Below are 16,319 nucleotides of genomic sequence, written 5' to 3'. Positions count from 1 at the left end.
CTTAGATTTTAAATTTATATGCGGCACCTATTTGGAAAACGCCATTGAGGTTACTTCCTACTTCTTCATAAAAATCATCTTCTCCAAAGAAATCAACACTTATGGTGCCTTGCTTATATCTAGCTTCAAGAATTAAACCAAAATTGAATTCATAGCCAATTCCGCCAAATACGGTAACATCAACAGGTGAGATTTCATCATCGCCGTTAAAGTTCGTCAAATTAACAAAATTGTTCTCAAAGTTAATGTCTAAACCTAGACCCAGAATAAAGTGAAGTCCACTATCTGGACTCACATAAAATTTATTGGGTAGGCCAATAGAGACGTAATTGATGTTTACATCTCCGTAGATGTCGGAATTTGATTTTCCGCCTTGATTGCTATATAGAAGTTCGGGCTGTAGGGTGTAATAATCCGTAATTGGGATATCTACCAATGCACCTATGTAAATTCCCGATTTAGCATCAAGTGTGGTGTTACTAATCTTAGCACTGTTCAAACCAACCTTAAAACCTGGGCGGACTTGTGCGGTGGCTAACCCGGAGTTGCATAGAGAGCACAGTATTATAAGGAGTTTTATTATCTTCATTTGAATGCTTTTAATGCAATGTGAAGCTTAAAGTTGTGGTGCGCTATTTCAATCTGTTTGGCAAACTGATCGTCTATATTGGTAAAAGTAAATTCTACTTTTTCTTTGTTTCGGTCTACACGAACAATCTTGTTCAATTGCTCATCATTGTAATAAAAGTAATGTTTTTTAGAAAGGATATCGGTCTGAAGGATGTTCTCTGTGTTTAATACAAAGTTCTTTTTAACCGGAGAGTGTTCTTGAGTTAAAGCTTTAAAGTCCCTCTTTAATATATTGATGAGTACTTTACGGTCTAAGTCTTTTAGAATACGATTCACCCTAAAATCATCTCCCTTAAAAGTAAAATCAAAAATAGTGTTTCCTATCTCTGTGGTAAAGGCAATACGATGATGCTCCGCACCTAATTTTTTAACGATAAAAATACCACCAAATGACCTGTTGAATGCATCTATTTTTGCTTTGTAAACATAATCTTTTCTGGCATTTGAGAAGTAAGGGTTGGATGTTTTCTTTGGGGAATCACTTTTTGGTTCAAACCCGTTTTGAACAGGGTAAGAAGCACATCCTATTAATAGAAACAAACTAAGGCTACTCAGTAAATACCGCATCTGACAAGGTTTTGTTCACGACACGATCAGTAAATTTAATATGGGTGTAATCGTCAGAAGGCTCAATCATCTTTACTTCTATTACATCGCCATTGGCATTGAAAGTAAGATGAAAGGCTTTAATGAATTTGGAGAACTGCTCGTCTTTTGGAAGAAAGTAGACCAAACTGGAATCATTGATTTTAAAATATTTGATATTGAACTCGTTATCGTCAAACATATCACCACGGATACTGGCGGTAATCAATTGGTTCAACTGTTTAAAAATTTTATTGGAACCCACATCCATATTACTCTTATTACCATCATCATTAATGAACAAGGTTTCATTTTTGAACAAAACGGAGTAAGCAAAAGGTTCTGTATACTCCCATTTTACAAGGTTAGGGACTTTAAATGCAAGCTTGCCCTGCGATACAATATCATCTGATAAGAAGTCTAAATGCTTGTATTGTGTAAACTCGCTCATTACCGTGCTAATAGCCTCTGCTCTGGTTTTTACCTTGGTTTTTAAGGCAACAGCTTCAGTAGGGGTCATTTCCTTCTGAGCAATGACAGAAATGGAAATAAAAAATAAAAGAAAAAGTATCTTATGCATAAGCTTCGATTTCTAATAGGCGGTCAATCGTGACCGAACCCAGATTTTTCTCTCGCAAAAATAACAATAACTGTTCCAAAACGACTATTGTTTTTTCGCTGGTATCATGTAATAGTATCACATCACCTTTGGAAACAGTATTGGTAATTCGTTTCAGGATTGTTTTTTCGGACCTGAAGGTGGTGTCCAAAGAACGTACGTTCCATCCTATGGAATGTACTTTCAACTGTTGAACTGCTTTTGCAATTTGTGGATTGGTCACTCCAAAAGCCGGACGATAGAGTTTCATTTTTTTACCGGTTAAAGAGTGCACCAGATTTTCGGTTTGTTTTAGTTCGTTCAACACTTTATCTAACGGTAAAAATCCAAAATTGTTGGAGTGGGAGTAGGTGTGGTTGCCCACACTATGCCCTTGAGATATAAGCTGTTTTAGAATTTCAGGATGTTGCTCAATATTCTTTCCCACGCAGAAGAAAGTTGCTTTGGCACCAAACTTGGCCAGTAACTCTAATATTCGGGGTGTAAATTCAGTATTAGGCCCATCATCAAATGTTATGGAGACCCATTGATAAGTTGTGTCTTTGTTGGAATGTTTAGAAGTAAGGTGATAATTCCATCGGATAAAAAAAGAGCCAAATAGGGTAACGGCGAACCAAATGAACAGGATAATGAATATAGGCCACAAGGGGCCGTATTCTAAAAAATAAACTGCTACAGCAAATAGCAAAAGAAGAAGAGCAACGGTATTTGTCCTTTTTCGCTTTAGCATTTGCGAATTAAAGTAAGGCTATGGTTTTCTCCTCTGTATTGGTTGTAAATCAAAATGGTTTTTAAACTAGAGGATTCAATAGCATTCAATTTAACAACATCGGGTATATGCTGTGTTTTTAGAATTTTATTGGCCAACCAAAAAGCGAATCCAGATGCGGTATCAAAATCGCCGGATAGATGTTTGTAGTACGCTTGAGCCGTGTTTGCGAATATGCCGGTAGTTAGCTGCTTATAATAATCGTCAAAGTTAATATCACCGTTATTACCCAGTATAATTAAGTCAATATCTTCTATGCTTACCTGCTGACTTTCTAAAAACCTATTGATTTTCTGATTTAAACGGTCTTTGGAAATAGTATTGAACGTTCTTACAGCAAGCAATTCAGAATAGCTAGAAGGTGTTTTTTCATTGGAAAGTACAAAAAAATGAGACCCTTCACCCATAACCATTCCTTCTGTTTTGGATTTTAAAAGGTCTTGAGACGCTAAAGGTTCTTTTTTGATATGGCCGATTAAACGGTGAGTTTCTACATGGTGGTCAACAAGTTCATCTACACCACCAACTAAAACAGTAATGGCTTCATCATTTTCCAGCATCATTTTAGCATCGATCAATGATGATTCAAATGAAATTGCCGAATGAACAAAAGTAAAATTATGGCCTTTGCAGCCTAGGCCTAGGGCAATTTGTCCAGCCACGGTATTGTGCGATGATTGTATAAAACGTGTTGGCGTTAAAAACTGCTCATCATTTTTAATAATATCGCTAACAAATCTTTCAGAGTCGCCAATGCAGCCTAATCCTGTGCCCACAATAATAGCATCTACATTTTCCAATCCAGCTTCGGTAAGGGCATTTTTAGAGCTTACCGCACTCATTTTTATACCACGCGCCATACGGCGTGCCGCCGCCGGTGGAATAAAATCTTTATAGTTGGGATCTATAACTTTTACCGTGGTGTCATTATACTCCCTGATTTCATTAAGAAACTCTTCATTTTCAAAAGTTTTCTGTGCCGATACGGAACCTACGCTATGTATATATACTGGTTTCATTAGGCTTCTTTTGAAAATATTAGTGTAGAACAATTTCCTCCAAAACCAAATGAATTAGAAAGCACGTTGCGAAGTTCTTTCTTTTTCACCGTGGTTTGAGGAAGCAGACTAAACTCCTTCATCGGAGTCTTAAAGTTTAGGTTTGGATAAATAATGTTGTTCTGTAAGGCCAAAACGGAATAAACAGCTTCTAAACCGCCGGCTACTGCCAAGGTATGGCCGGTAAATGCTTTTGTTGAGCTGAATTCCGGTACCTTATCACCAAAAGTCCGTAATAAAGCACGGCCTTCGGAAAGGTCGTTATTAGGGGTGGCTGTGCCATGGGCATTCACATAATCAATATCAGACGGCTTTAAGCCAGAAACCTTAAACGCTTTTTCCATTGCTAGAACGGCGCCATCGCCATTATCCGAAGATGCGGTTTGGTGAAAAGCGTCGTTGGCATTGCCATACCCTTTTACATACCCTAATATCGTTCTTTTGTTCTTTTTTATAATTTCATCCGATTCTAAAACTAGGTAAGCTGCTGCCTCACCAAGATTTAGCCCTTTTCTATTGTCATCAAAAGGTGTGTTATACGTATCCGATTGAATCATTAACGTTTTGAAACCATTAATGGTGAACTTACACAGGCTATCCGTGCCACCAACGATAACACGGTCTAATTGACCTGATTTTATCATTCGTGCCCCCAACATAATGGCATTGGCCGCAGAGGAACACGCTGTGCTAATGGTTGAAGCGAAACTTTCGATTAAACCTATGTGGGCCGCTAGTTTTTGCGTAGAATCCCCGGCATGAAGACCATTAATATGACCCCAATTTTCCTCACTCTCAAAATATTCGAAATAATATTTTTCAGATTGGTCCATACCGCCAACGGTAGTTCCGGAGATTAGTCCGGTTTCATAATCGTTTATATCGGTAATTCCTGCCTGCAATATGGCTTCATCTGCAGCGAACATGGCTAAAAGCGCGGTTCGTGATATGGCATCCCCTTTGGCAATTCCCAATTTTTCTTTCAATTGATCATTGGTCATTTCTATTTCGCCAACCATAATATCATCTTTATGGACGGTATTTATTTTGGAAATAGTAGAAATTCCTATTTTGCCAGAAACAAGTGCATCATAATTTTCTTGCGCATTGTTTCCAATGGCAGAAATAGCACCTATGCCCGTAATTGCTACGCCCTTGCACATATTAATTTGGAGGTAATTTAGAAATAAGAATAAAAATACGAATCTTAGGCTTAAGCACAACAGTCAACTTACATTAAGGATATTTAATGAGAGTGCCGTTAGGTTCAAAAAAGATGGTGTTTTTAATTTGAACGATTAGCAGCAATGTATGCGGCCATAGTATCAATAGACTCAAAAATCTTACGGCCCTCTTTTGGGTCGGCTAGCTTAATACCATAATCTTTATCTAGCATTACGATAAGTTCTAATGCATCAATAGAATCAAGTCCAAGACCTTCGCCAAAAAGCGGGTCGTTATCTGCGATTTCGTCAACGGAAACATCCTCTAAGTTTAATTGCTCGATGATTTTTTCCTTCAATTCTAGTTTAAGTTCGCTCATTTTGTTCTGTATAATTTGGTAAGTTCACCTGTATCAAGGGGTAACAAACCTTTTTTAGCGATAACGTATAAAAACGCATCATATTTTCCTTTATCATAATCAACCCAACCGCAAAGTACTTCATTGGCCTTTTCCGTTTCTAACAGATCATTGGCATAATCTGATAATAAATGGGGTTTAAACTCGGCAAATATAAAGAAACTATTTTCAGAATACAGTTCGTGGCGAATGCTAATTTCACCCATACAGATGTTAGGAAGCGTGTAAACAAACACGGCAGGACTGGCAAACGCGCCTGATTGCTTGCTAATAGCGGCTTGGTGTTTACGGTCAGTGTCTAAACTAGACGCTCTGTTGGATAGAATAAGCGCTATATTTTTTTCATCAGTATCTCGTAAAAGAACCTCTGCACCCATAAAGGCCAATTTACTAAGATTGTCCATTTTGAAAAACTTGGAATAGTCGGTTTCAAAATGTTTGTATGTTGCTTTAATGAAAGCAGAAAACTCTTCCGAAGAATCGGAAAAAAGGACTTCTCCGTTTTTTGAAACCTTACCATCTCTAATGTGGCAGTATGATTTTATTTTGTAGTCAGCACTGCTCATGAATTGACTTTTTGAAAAATTGCAGCGGTATTACAACCTCCAAAACCAGAAGCGGTTTTTAGGAAGATGCTACTTTCTTTGGCTGTCGTCTTTTTAATAATATGCAAAGGTTTGGATACCCCTAGTTCTTGAAAACCAAGAGAAGCGAATAAAGTATTTGAATGCAAAGAATACATGCCGATTATAGTTTCCAAAAGACCGGAAGCTCCTAGCGTGTGCCCAAAATAGCCCTTTAGACTGTTTAGGGGCGTGTGCTGTAAATTAGCTCTATTGAAAGCTATGGCTTCCATTTCATCATTGTAATTGGTAGCGGTACCATGCGCAGAAATATAATCTATAGCATCTGCTTCTATCTCTGCTTGATTCATTGCCGAAACTATACTTCGGTAAAGACCTTCTCCTGTTCTAGAGGGGCCAGAAATATGGTTGGCATCATTGCAAGAGGCTTCACCTATAATACGAACTGATTCATCTACTAAATTAGTGTTATCCGCAGTAACGAGAACGCTGCAACCTACTTCGCCAATATTGATTCCCGCCCGGGTTTTACAATAAGGTCTGCAAGGTGTTTCGCTTAAAGCCTGAAACGAGTTGAACCCCGTTAATATAAATTTGCTCACTAAATCTCCGGCAACCACAAATACATGATCGTAGCGTTTTTGATGAATGAATCTTTTGGCAACCGCTAATGCTAAAACTCCAGAAACACATGCGTTGGAGAGTACAATAGCTTCGTTTTTGAAACCAAAAAAATTTTCTATTTTTTTGCCTAATTCGTTAAGATAAGCTCTTTCTTCATCAAATGGACTATCATCTTCAAGAACATCTATGTTGCCCTTTGTAGTTGATACAATTAGGCCCACTCTATCTGAAAGTTCAATTCCGGATTTCTTGATGGTATCGGCCAAGGAAACCAAAAGTATTTGTTCTAGTCTAGTATACGCCTCTTTTGGGTTTAACTTTTCAAATGCCTCGGACAAGCTTCCTTGAGGAATAAGAGAGGAATAAAAGGGATTTGGTAGAATTTTAGAATCATCTACCAAGGACAGACCGGAAACTTCATTTTTAATGCTACTGACTGCAGCGGCACTATCAAATCCGTAAGCGGAAATTATATTGTTATGTGATAGGTAAACGCTATTCATTTAAAAGGCCCACTTTTTTCTTCCAGCTTGCGAAAAACTCAGGAATGACTAATGATAATTCGCCACCAAGTTCAACAAAAACCTGAACGGTTTCACCTTTACATACAACAGTTCCGGCAGGGTTGAAGATTTCGTATTTGAAAATCATCTTTGCCGCTTGTGAATCTACATAGGTGGTTTTGATTGTGGCCACATCACCATAGCTTAAGGGTAATTTATGCTCACATGCCGATTTTACAATAGGCGTAGAGAAATTATGGTCTTTCTGGTCTAGGTATGAGATACCATGATGACGCCCAAAAGCTTCGCGACCGTCTTCAAAATACTGAATGTAATTACCGTGCCATACAATCCCCAATGGGTCCGTTTCTGCAAATCTCACACGGATTTCACTAGTAAAACTGATTTCTTTTTTGGTGTTAGACGGCATTTTTTCTTTCGTTATAGATAATGGCTATGAGTGTGGTAACCACAAAAAATAGCAATAAAAGTGATATTTCCGGAATAATCTCAATAAAGGTTGCGTTGCGCAAAAATACATCATAAAATGCACTTAGACCCCAATTCATTGGTGATAGGTTAGATAGTACCTGCATAAATTTTGGCATGGCAAAAACAGGGACCCAGACACCTCCGATAGCGGCTAAAATCACTACGAATGTAGCTCCGAATGGGGCGGATTGTTCTTGGGTTTTGGCTACAGTGCCCAATAACAGACCAAGACCTACAGCTGCCAAACCTGCAAAAAAGGCCACGACGAATAATAGAGGTAATCTACCTGAAACATCTAATTTAGGTAAGCCAATTAATGGGAAAAGAAAGATACCCACCGCTAGCATTAGCGTAAACTGAACTAAAGAAACCCCTAGAAAAACAATTGTTTTACCTCCTAGCACCGTAGCGTATGATACGGGGTTGGTTCTAAGCCGTACAAATGTGCCTTGGTTTTTTTCTTTCACCATATTTATGGCCAGAGGTAGAATAATAAAAAAGATGGCAAATAGCGTCCACGCAGGTATATTGTGCTGGGTGGAATTAGGTATCAGGGCCTCTTTGTATTTACTTGGAACAATTTCTGTAAAAGTGATAAATTTTTCAGTTTCAAAAATATCCTCGGAAGGGTCATCGGTCAATTGTTCCTGAAAAGCGGTGTAAATGGTTTCCGTTTCTATTTTGGAAATCATTTTATCAATATTACTTCTCACCGAACTTTTGAAGGATTGCTGTGTGGCCGGGTCAAAATAGAGTTTTACCTCTTTGGGCATCATCTGAGATTTTACTTCGGGAATGCTTTCTTCATTGTCACTAAATTTGGACAGTATACCATCTACGTTTTCGTTGATTTTAATTTGAAGGTCTGTTGATAGATTTTTGGGTATAACAATAGCCAGTTGGTAATCACCCTTAAGCACTTGTTGTTTTGCTTCCTCATCCGTAGCTGCCGTATCTACTTGAAACAGTTTTGAATCCGCCAAGCTTTTTAAAATATCTTTGGATACTTTCCCTTTGTCCATATCAACTAAAAGAATAGGCAGTTTGGTCTCTTTTATAGTTTTAAAAGAGTTGTCTTGGATAGTGGTAATGACAATAACCAACAATAACGGCATTAGAAAAAGTACTGCAAGTCCGCCTATATCACGGGTAACGAGTAAAAACTCTTTGTATGTAGAAGCCCAAAGTTTATGCATGGTCACGAAGGGCTTTACCGGTTTTTGCTAAAAACACTTCTTCAAGATGCTCGGTATTTTCTTCTTGAGCAATGAGGTCTTTGGGCTTGCCTAGGCAAATAAGCGAACCATGGTCAATAATGCCTACACGTGTACAAAATTGTTCAGCTTCATTTAAATGATGCGAGGTGTAAATAATAGTTGTGCCTGATAAATTCAACTCCTTTAAATGTGCCATGATCACATTCTTGGACTGTACATCAACACCAACTGTAGGTTCATCTAGAAATAATACTTTTGGTTTATGTAGAATGCTTGAAATCAAATTTATACGCCTTTTCATTCCTCCTGAAAAAGCATGTATTTTTTTATGGGCGAATTTTAATAGCCCCATTTCCTCAAGATGCATATACACATCATCTTTTAGGGATTGCCCCTTTAAACCGTACATACTTCCAAAGTACATTAGGTTTTCGTAGGCACTCAACGAAGGGTAGAGCGCATATTCTTGTGGAACAATACCAATAAGCTGCTTCAGCTGGTTTTTATGATCTTTATAATTAAGTCCGTCAATAGTAAAATTGCCTGATGTTGGTTTTAATAACGAGCTAAGCATAGAGATTAAGGTAGTCTTTCCAGCACCATTAGGACCTAAAAGCCCGAAAATCTCTCCTTGTTCTATGGTTAAATCCAAATTACGGACAGAAAAATCATCCGCACCCTTGTACTTTTTTGAAAGCTCATTGATTTGAATCATGATATCAAAACTAATCGAAATTTCTAAGATAAAATATGATTTTTCTTATTTAGGTTAATTGAAGGGTCGTTAGGGTTAAATTGCCTTTTTCAATTTCTTGAAAAAAGCAGCTTCACTATTACCAATAGCTTCAAGTTCATCTGCAACCTTATTATAAGCATCATCTTGAGCACTTCGATTTTTGTAAATACGAGAGGCGTTCACAGCAAAATCACGCCAATTATCACCAATTTGAGTCATTTCTTTTGAGAGTTCTTTCAATTTGTCATTTCCAATAACCTGGCTAGCCTCTTGTAAAAAAGCGGCATAAATATACCTGAAACCACCACCTCCCGTACCGATCTCTTCCTGCATACGTACAATCTGGCCTAAATAGTGATTGGCAACTTTAGCTCCTTTTTTCTTGGGCCATTTGCGTATTAGCTTGGCAATAGTTTTTACTCCGTTGGCACCAACAATAGGGAAAGGAGCGGTCATTTCACGGCAGGTCTGTTCGATGCCCTTAATAATAGCACTTTCCAGTTCCAGCTTTTCCGGAAATGAAGTAGGGTAGTAGATATGGCCTTTAGGTGCGAAAGCTCCTTTTGCAAAACGAACCTTTTCAAGTTGTTTTTCTGTTAAAGTAGTTACCTGTTCCATTACGGGATCGCTAATGAGATAGTTATCACCATCTTTACCATAAACCACTAGATTATGAGCATTAAAATGAAAGCGGTATTCATCTGGAAAGTACAATAAATTGTAAACTCCAACCTGTAGGCCAACAGGATTGTTTTTATTGAGATTTTCGTCTAAACGTGCTTTTGCGGATTCAGGATTACTAAATTTTTCACGTTTTATCTTAATACCTACTCGCTTTGCAAATCTGTTAAAGATGAAGCCCGGCATAGCTCTGTAAGTTACCACGGGAGCATGGTTTACTTTTAGGAAGGGAATATAACAGAACAATAGACCGGACCCGATACCAAAGACCATTGGTTCGCTGATATCGAAACCGTTATGGCGCATTAGGTTGCTTACGACGCCGTTTTCACAGTGAGCCGATTGTTTATGGGTGAATTCTATTTGCATGGGGATGTTTAAGGAATGTGTTTCAGTTCTTCAATGCTGATATCAAAAACATCGGCATACTTTTCAAGGGTCTTTTGGTTTAGTTTTTGAAAGTTTTTTGGTTTAAAATGACGTTTTACGCGCCACTGCCAAAGCCCAACATAACTTGAAAGAATCGGGAGGTCCATTTTATGAAGTTCCATATAATATTCAATAGGGCTGGTCTCTTTGTTTTCTACGCGTTTTTTAGCTAAAGCCACACGTTCTTCAATATCCTTTATAGCATTGCTAAGGGCAATGGTTTTAGGGTCCCAGCCAGAGCTAAGTTCTGTAGTATACTCACCGTTCTCATCTACGGCATAGGTGAGTTCTTTGGTTTGGGCAGAATCTAAAAGGCCTTTGTCTTGTGGTACTTCTTCTTTTTTCACTGGTCTTTGTTTTGGGGGATTCGTAATTTTTCCCTCTTAAACCTCATGGATCAAAAAGTTCAATGTACAAGCTACGATTAATTCTCCGTTTCTGAAAGTTTCCGAAGCAATGGTGCAGCTGCTGAACGCATCATTATCATACCTTGATACGAGCTCACCTTTTGTAGAGATGGTTTCGCCCACTTTTGGCAATGCCATAATCTGAACTTTTTTTACCGCGCTAATGTAACCTATGACTTTACTTTTGCTCCCGTCTTTGTCATCATCATCAAAAAAGCTTTGACCAACTATAGCGGCACAGGTTTGTGCGGCATTTTCAATGAGCCCGGTTTCGGACAGGTATCCGTTTTTTACGAAAATACAGGATGCTTTTATCTCAAAACAAGTTTCAACAGAGGTTTCATCAAGATAAGGAGTAACGCTGGCCATGAGCATAGGATCCCTGTGTGGTAGAAAATTCTTGATATCTATGTTAATCCGTGCTTCCAAATTAATTTGCCAATGCGGTTTTCATTTCACTAGTTGCCAATATAATGCCTTCACACGTTACCTTGGCAGAAACCATGGTAATGCCCATAATGTCATGAAGGATTTCTACAGTGGTTTCCAATTCCTGACCTACAAAGGGCAAAGCGTTTACAGTAGCGTTTTTTATGGCACCAATATACCCGACGGGAGCCGGTTTTTTTGCTAAATAATATTTATATCCGGTATGCAATGCCACAGTCTGGGCCATATTCTCAATAAGACCAGGAGCCATAAACCTGTTTTCAAAAACAAATAGATTGTCTTCGGGAACAATTAGACCGGATACAATTCTGGTGGTTGAGTATTGAAGTAACTTACCAACCATTATAAAAGGTGGTTTCTGCGGAATGAGATTTTGTAGAAACTCTTGGTCGGTTATGGGTACTTTCAATGTGTTCATGCTAGCACACTGTTAAATAGGCATAAGTGTAAGAAAAGCGGGCGCTTTCCGGTACATGTAGCAAAATTCTATCTCCTTTTTTTAATTTGCCAGAATCAACGAGTTCTTCTAGCATTAGATAAATAGAGGCAGCACCTACATTACCTACATGCTCTAAATTCAAAAACCATTTATCCCAAGGCATTTCTACACCTTGGTCTTTCATTTCGTCATATAGGCCTTGTTTAAAGAAATACGAAGAAATGTGTGGTAGGTAATAATCTACGTCATTAGGTCCTATGCCATGTTTTTCGTAAATCGTCTTTAGGCAATCAACTCCTTTTTTCAAGATGTTTTCACCCAAGAGCTTAACATCTTGTTTAATAGCAAACACAGATTTTTTGGCCCAATCTTCCGGTGCGAATTCGCTCCATGGTTTGAGTTCTCCGTTTTCTAGTTTTTCACCACCGGCGTACATACAGGTTTCCATCTCAAAAGCGTATGAAAATCCTTCCATCCACTCTATTTTTAACGGAGTGTCACCATTTGGTTCATTTTCTATGAGCATGGCTCCTGATCCATCAGAAAGCATCCATCGTAAAAAATCCTTATCAAACGCAATCATTGGATTTTCCTCCAATTCCTTTAAATGCTCAATTTCTTCTTGGTAGAAATCTGCTTTGGTCCAAGTTGAAACTTTTTCCGAACCCGTACAAACCGCATTCTTGACCTGACCTACCTGTATGGCCATAAAACCATATTTAAGGGCGTTCATGCCGGAACAACAAACTCCGGAAGCAGAATTGATCTCCATATTGCCGTTTTTCAATACTCCGTGAACCATTGCCGCATGAGACGGTAATAGTTGATCTGGTGTAGAGGTTCCGCAAGAGAGGAGCTCCATGTCTTTTTTGTTGAAATTTTCGTCGCAAAGTTCTTCTATCGCTGCTGCGGTAAGCTGCGCGTTATTATGGGTAACATTACCATTTTCATCAATGGCGTAGTACCTTTTTTTAATTTTGTTATTGCGCAGAATTATGCTTTTCGCCCGTGATTTTTGCCCGTCTATAAACCCTAATTTTTCTTCAATTTGGTCATTTTCGACAGGTGAGTTGGGTAGAAACTTGGATATTTTGGTAATGTAAGCGTTTTTCATGTGTCAGTCTTACTCCTTATAAGCTACAGAGGCGTAATATTTGTTTTCCCTTTGAATCTTTCTGTACATAGGGATATAAGTCAGCAAAAATACAATAAAAACTATAGGCGCGATTATCCAAATGGCAAATATCAGGTAATAGTTGAATAATCGTAGCCATTTTTTTCGGGCTGGGTCTCCTTGGTCGCCCTTCTTTTTGATAAGGTTGGCCCATTTAGCGAATAGCATGTTGCCTCGTTTGTCCATCTGAACCAGTAAGTTACTGATTTTTGATGCGTCTAAATCATTTAGTTTTTCTTGCAGGGAAGAGAAGTCTGATGCCAAAAGGGCTTCATTAATAGGGTATCCAAATTTATCTGCCGATGCTATGGAATTATCAGAAACACCCGGTTTTGGAAAAATTCCCCACATACGGTCCTTTTTGCCTTTAAGCATCCAGTGTACTATGGTAATGACACTAACATGATTGGGGTTATTATCTACTAATGCAATATTACCAACAAGTTTTGCATTTAGGCCAATTAGCATTTTTTTTACCTTCTCCTGCGACATGGCCCACATGTTCCTAACTCCAATAACCGTGATTACAGGCGTGTCTTTCAACAGTGTTTTTGCCGCTTCTGATTTTAAAAATGAATTTAAAGGGATGGAGGGGGTTAGGTACCATACTTGATGGCCCAATATAACAAGGTCATATTTTTTGTTCAACACGGAAGCATCAGGTGTATTGATTGCCGTTGGAATCTGTAGAAATGATTCTGGAAAGACATCAAAGAACCGTTCTTTCTTCCATGGGAATGTATATGGCTCGGCCGGAATGATTTGATGATAAGTAATAGTAACGGATTCCTGTTCTAGCGGGGATAGGACAGAATCTATAATTGTACGTAATTGCCCTGTTTGTGAGTAATAAACAACAAGTACTTCTTTCATTTGCATTCGGTTATGGTAAAACCAATAAAAGTAACAATTTGATGGCACTTTAGAGGTAGGCACACATCTTATTTATTTGTTTTATCTCCCCAGAAGTCAAAGTAATTAAACCACTGTAAGGGGTACTTGTCAATAATCCATTCTAAATTTTCGGTGTATTTTTCTAGTAAGCCTTGGGCATCTCCACGTTTCACTTCTGCGGTTCGAGCATATAGGTGGTAATGTTTTTTAGATTCTTTCATTACGTAAACGAACAATACGGGGACTTTTAAACGAGATGCTAAAAGGAACGGCCCCATTGGAAATTTAGCGTTGGCACCTAAAAATCGTTGCTCTAAAAATTTTGTACCCTCAATGTAGCGGTCACCAGTAAAACAAACTAATTCTCCATTGGTCAATGCCGTGTGTATCTCAAAAATGTGCGACATATCTTCTTTTATTAAAATAAGTTTGATGTTGCTTTTTGAGGTAACACTATCCATGTACGCTTTGATTTCTTCATGCTCACGGTCCCAGGTTACCAAATTAATTGAAGAAAAAGCATTTACATCTTGTAGAAAATGTTGAGCTACCTCAAAATTACCAATATGAGCGCTTAAAAGAATGCCCCCTTTTTTTTGAGATAGAAGGTTTTCTATTTTATCTATTCCATCAAAATCATAAGTAAATTTATTTCGTAAGCCTGCAGATATTGCTGCCTTGTCAATTATCGTTTGACCAAAAACATAATAGTTCCTATACACATAGAAAAGACTTTTTAGGGTAGAATATCCTTGTCTTTTATGAAAATAATAGAAAATTGCCTTTGTGCTAGCAACTGAGAAAATGCAGTAATAAAGAACCACAAAATGAAGGAGTAAATAGGAAGCGGCTAATCCTAGTTTTTTGATAAAGAAAATATAGATTCTATATCCTAAAACGGTGCCTTTGGATTTTCCTTCCCATTCTGTTGCCATTGTTGGGTTTTCTCGAGGGAATATCAGTGAAGTTTACGCTCAATAAGGTCGTAAAAATTTTGTAGGGTAGTAACATTTACAAAGTCTTCACCTACCAATTTTACACCAAAATTGCTTTCTACAGCTACGACAAGATCAACAAAGTCCAAACTATCTAAACCAAGTGTGTCTTTAAGATCGGCATCAGCAGCGATATCTTCTTCTTCAACTTCAAATTCGTCAATCAGAAAATCATCGATTTTTTGTATAATATCATCTTTGGTCATCACCATCTTTCGCTAGCATTTTTTTAATATCAAAGCAGAGTTCGTACCACCAAACCCGAATGAATTGGACAAAAATACGTCAATTTTTTTATTTAACGTTTCCTTAACTAAGTTTAATTTCGCTGCGTCTACATCAATATTCTCTAGATTGATGTTGGGTGCAACAAATGAGTTTTCCATCATAAGCATGCTATAAATAACTTCGCTAGCGCCGGCCATCCAACATTCATGACCCGTCATAGATTTTGTAGAGCTCACCGGAGGATTGCTTTCGCCAAAGACCTCATAAATAGCTTTTGCTTCATTTGCATCACCAACAGGGGTGGAAGTAGCATGTGCGTTTACATAATCTATAGCCGAGGCATCTATCTTAGCATCTTTCAATGCATTTCTCATAGCTCTTGAAGGCCCGTCTACGTTTGGCGTAGAAATATGTCCACCATTGGATGAAAACCCATACCCTATAACTTCACCTAGAATAGGTGCACCTCTTTTAACTGCAGATTCGTAACTTTCTAAGATCAAAGTGGCACCGCCACCGCTAGGCACTAGTCCGTTTCTGGCTTGGTCAAAAGGTCTTGATGCTTTTGCAGGGTCACCATCGGTTGTGGCGAAAACCCCAAGGCCATCAAAACTGCCCATAGCCAATTTATTTATTTCTTGTGCTCCACCTGTAATTATGCAATCTTGAAGACCGCTTTTTATAAGGTGGTAGCCCATACCAATAGAATGCGATCCGCTTGCGCAAGCGGCACTAATGGTAAAATTAACGCCTCTTAGCTTAAATATAGTGGAAAGATTCATGGTAATGGTAGAGTTCATGGCTTTGAAAATAGCTCCTGACCCTACCAACGTGGTATCTTTTTTTTCTCTTAGGATATCAGTAGATTCTACAACAGACCTTGCGGTACTGTCATTGCCGTAAATAACACCAACTTCATTTTTATCAAAGAAACTATCTTCGATTTTAGCATTTTTTAAAGCCTCAATAGTCGCCATATAGGCATACTGGCCTTCTTCGCCCAGGCTTACACGTTGTCTTCTAGATAAGAGTTTCTTTAGGTTTGGTTCTTCTACCATACCCGTAAGTCCAGAGCGATAGCCAAAATCAAGACGTTCTTGGTCAACAACGATACCTGATTTACCTTCGTACAAGGATGCTTTTACTTCGTCTAGGTTTTTGCCTATACAAGAATAAATACCCATGCCTGTGATTACTACTCTTCTCATTGCCCCACTGTAATT

At 38.3% G+C, this 16,319-nt stretch carries 21 protein-coding genes; all 21 read right to left on the bottom strand.

Annotated features, from left to right (window positions below):
• Nucleotide 1 precedes the first annotated feature (1 nt).
• Nucleotides 2–589: a porin family protein gene (locus tag KO521_RS14595; RefSeq protein ID WP_215940618.1), complete on the bottom strand. Its 588-nt coding sequence runs from the start codon at nucleotides 587–589 to the stop codon at nucleotides 2–4.
• A complete protein-coding gene (locus tag KO521_RS14590) occupies nucleotides 586–1,197 on the bottom strand; it encodes a hypothetical protein (RefSeq protein WP_215940617.1) in 612 nt (203 codons plus the stop codon). The genes KO521_RS14595 and KO521_RS14590 overlap by 4 nt, the downstream gene beginning before the upstream one ends.
• Entirely contained in the window at nucleotides 1,178–1,795 is a 618-nt protein-coding gene (locus KO521_RS14585) for a LolA family protein (protein WP_215940616.1), read from the bottom strand. Before KO521_RS14585 ends, KO521_RS14590 begins: the two co-directional genes overlap by 20 nt.
• Nucleotides 1,788–2,564, bottom strand: a complete 777-nt coding sequence (locus tag KO521_RS14580) for a polysaccharide deacetylase family protein (protein WP_215940615.1) — start codon at nucleotides 2,562–2,564, stop codon at nucleotides 1,788–1,790. The genes KO521_RS14585 and KO521_RS14580 overlap by 8 nt, the downstream gene beginning before the upstream one ends.
• Nucleotides 2,558–3,622 carry a beta-ketoacyl synthase N-terminal-like domain-containing protein gene (locus tag KO521_RS14575; RefSeq protein ID WP_215940614.1) on the bottom strand — a complete coding sequence of 355 codons (1,065 nt, stop codon included), beginning with the start codon at nucleotides 3,620–3,622 and terminating at the stop codon, nucleotides 2,558–2,560. Before KO521_RS14575 ends, KO521_RS14580 begins: the two co-directional genes overlap by 7 nt.
• Complete coding sequence (locus KO521_RS14570; protein WP_215940613.1) at nucleotides 3,622–4,824, bottom strand: beta-ketoacyl-[acyl-carrier-protein] synthase family protein; 1,203 nt, start codon at nucleotides 4,822–4,824, stop codon at nucleotides 3,622–3,624. Before KO521_RS14570 ends, KO521_RS14575 begins: the two co-directional genes overlap by 1 nt.
• A gap of 122 nt (nucleotides 4,825–4,946) precedes the next feature.
• On the bottom strand, nucleotides 4,947–5,204 hold the full coding sequence (locus KO521_RS14565) for a phosphopantetheine-binding protein (protein WP_215940612.1): 258 nt from the start codon (nucleotides 5,202–5,204) through the stop codon (nucleotides 4,947–4,949).
• A complete protein-coding gene (locus KO521_RS14560) occupies nucleotides 5,201–5,809 on the bottom strand; it encodes a 3-oxoacyl-ACP synthase (protein WP_215940611.1) in 609 nt (202 codons plus the stop codon). The genes KO521_RS14565 and KO521_RS14560 overlap by 4 nt, the downstream gene beginning before the upstream one ends.
• Nucleotides 5,806–6,954, bottom strand: a complete 1,149-nt coding sequence (locus KO521_RS14555; RefSeq protein ID WP_215940610.1) for a beta-ketoacyl-[acyl-carrier-protein] synthase family protein — start codon at nucleotides 6,952–6,954, stop codon at nucleotides 5,806–5,808. The genes KO521_RS14560 and KO521_RS14555 overlap by 4 nt, the downstream gene beginning before the upstream one ends.
• Nucleotides 6,947–7,384 carry an acyl-CoA thioesterase gene (locus tag KO521_RS14550; RefSeq protein ID WP_215940609.1) on the bottom strand — a complete coding sequence of 146 codons (438 nt, stop codon included), beginning with the start codon at nucleotides 7,382–7,384 and terminating at the stop codon, nucleotides 6,947–6,949. Before KO521_RS14550 ends, KO521_RS14555 begins: the two co-directional genes overlap by 8 nt.
• Nucleotides 7,374–8,642, bottom strand: coding sequence for an ABC transporter permease (locus tag KO521_RS14545; RefSeq protein WP_215940608.1), 1,269 nt, complete (start codon nucleotides 8,640–8,642; stop codon nucleotides 7,374–7,376). Before KO521_RS14545 ends, KO521_RS14550 begins: the two co-directional genes overlap by 11 nt.
• On the bottom strand, nucleotides 8,635–9,378 hold the full coding sequence (locus tag KO521_RS14540; protein WP_215940607.1) for an ABC transporter ATP-binding protein: 744 nt from the start codon (nucleotides 9,376–9,378) through the stop codon (nucleotides 8,635–8,637). The genes KO521_RS14545 and KO521_RS14540 overlap by 8 nt, the downstream gene beginning before the upstream one ends.
• Nucleotides 9,379–9,453: 75 nt before the next feature.
• Nucleotides 9,454–10,449, bottom strand: coding sequence for a BtrH N-terminal domain-containing protein (locus tag KO521_RS14535; RefSeq protein WP_215940606.1), 996 nt, complete (start codon nucleotides 10,447–10,449; stop codon nucleotides 9,454–9,456).
• 8 nt (nucleotides 10,450–10,457) lie between these two features.
• The gene (locus tag KO521_RS14530; protein WP_215940605.1) at nucleotides 10,458–10,856 is read right to left on the bottom strand and encodes a hypothetical protein; all 399 of its coding nucleotides are present in this window, start codon (nucleotides 10,854–10,856) and stop codon (nucleotides 10,458–10,460) included.
• Between the two features lie 36 nt (nucleotides 10,857–10,892).
• Nucleotides 10,893–11,345, bottom strand: coding sequence for an ABC transporter permease (locus KO521_RS14525; RefSeq protein ID WP_252730071.1), 453 nt, complete (start codon nucleotides 11,343–11,345; stop codon nucleotides 10,893–10,895).
• Nucleotide 11,346: 1 nt separating this feature from the next.
• Complete coding sequence (locus KO521_RS14520; RefSeq protein WP_215940604.1) at nucleotides 11,347–11,784, bottom strand: hypothetical protein; 438 nt, start codon at nucleotides 11,782–11,784, stop codon at nucleotides 11,347–11,349.
• A 1-nt stretch (nucleotide 11,785) separates the two neighbouring features.
• Complete coding sequence (locus KO521_RS14515; protein ID WP_215940603.1) at nucleotides 11,786–12,919, bottom strand: beta-ketoacyl-ACP synthase III; 1,134 nt, start codon at nucleotides 12,917–12,919, stop codon at nucleotides 11,786–11,788.
• A 9-nt stretch (nucleotides 12,920–12,928) separates the two neighbouring features.
• The gene (locus KO521_RS14510; protein WP_215940602.1) at nucleotides 12,929–13,852 is read right to left on the bottom strand and encodes a dialkylrecorsinol condensing enzyme DarA; all 924 of its coding nucleotides are present in this window, start codon (nucleotides 13,850–13,852) and stop codon (nucleotides 12,929–12,931) included.
• 68 nt (nucleotides 13,853–13,920) lie between these two features.
• A complete protein-coding gene (locus KO521_RS14505; RefSeq protein ID WP_215940601.1) occupies nucleotides 13,921–14,808 on the bottom strand; it encodes an LpxL/LpxP family acyltransferase in 888 nt (295 codons plus the stop codon).
• Nucleotides 14,809–14,831: 23 nt separating this feature from the next.
• Nucleotides 14,832–15,074 carry an acyl carrier protein gene (locus tag KO521_RS14500; protein ID WP_215940722.1) on the bottom strand — a complete coding sequence of 81 codons (243 nt, stop codon included), beginning with the start codon at nucleotides 15,072–15,074 and terminating at the stop codon, nucleotides 14,832–14,834.
• Between the two features lie 12 nt (nucleotides 15,075–15,086).
• Entirely contained in the window at nucleotides 15,087–16,304 is a 1,218-nt protein-coding gene (locus KO521_RS14495) for a beta-ketoacyl-[acyl-carrier-protein] synthase family protein (protein ID WP_215940600.1), read from the bottom strand.
• Nucleotides 16,305–16,319 lie beyond the last annotated feature (15 nt).

It is taken from the genome of Zobellia uliginosa (genome assembly GCF_018860745.1).
Lineage (GTDB): Bacteria > Bacteroidota > Bacteroidia > Flavobacteriales > Flavobacteriaceae > Zobellia > Zobellia uliginosa_B.
Note: the sequence above shows the minus strand (reverse complement) of the source record. Positions and strands in the feature narration are given on the sequence as shown.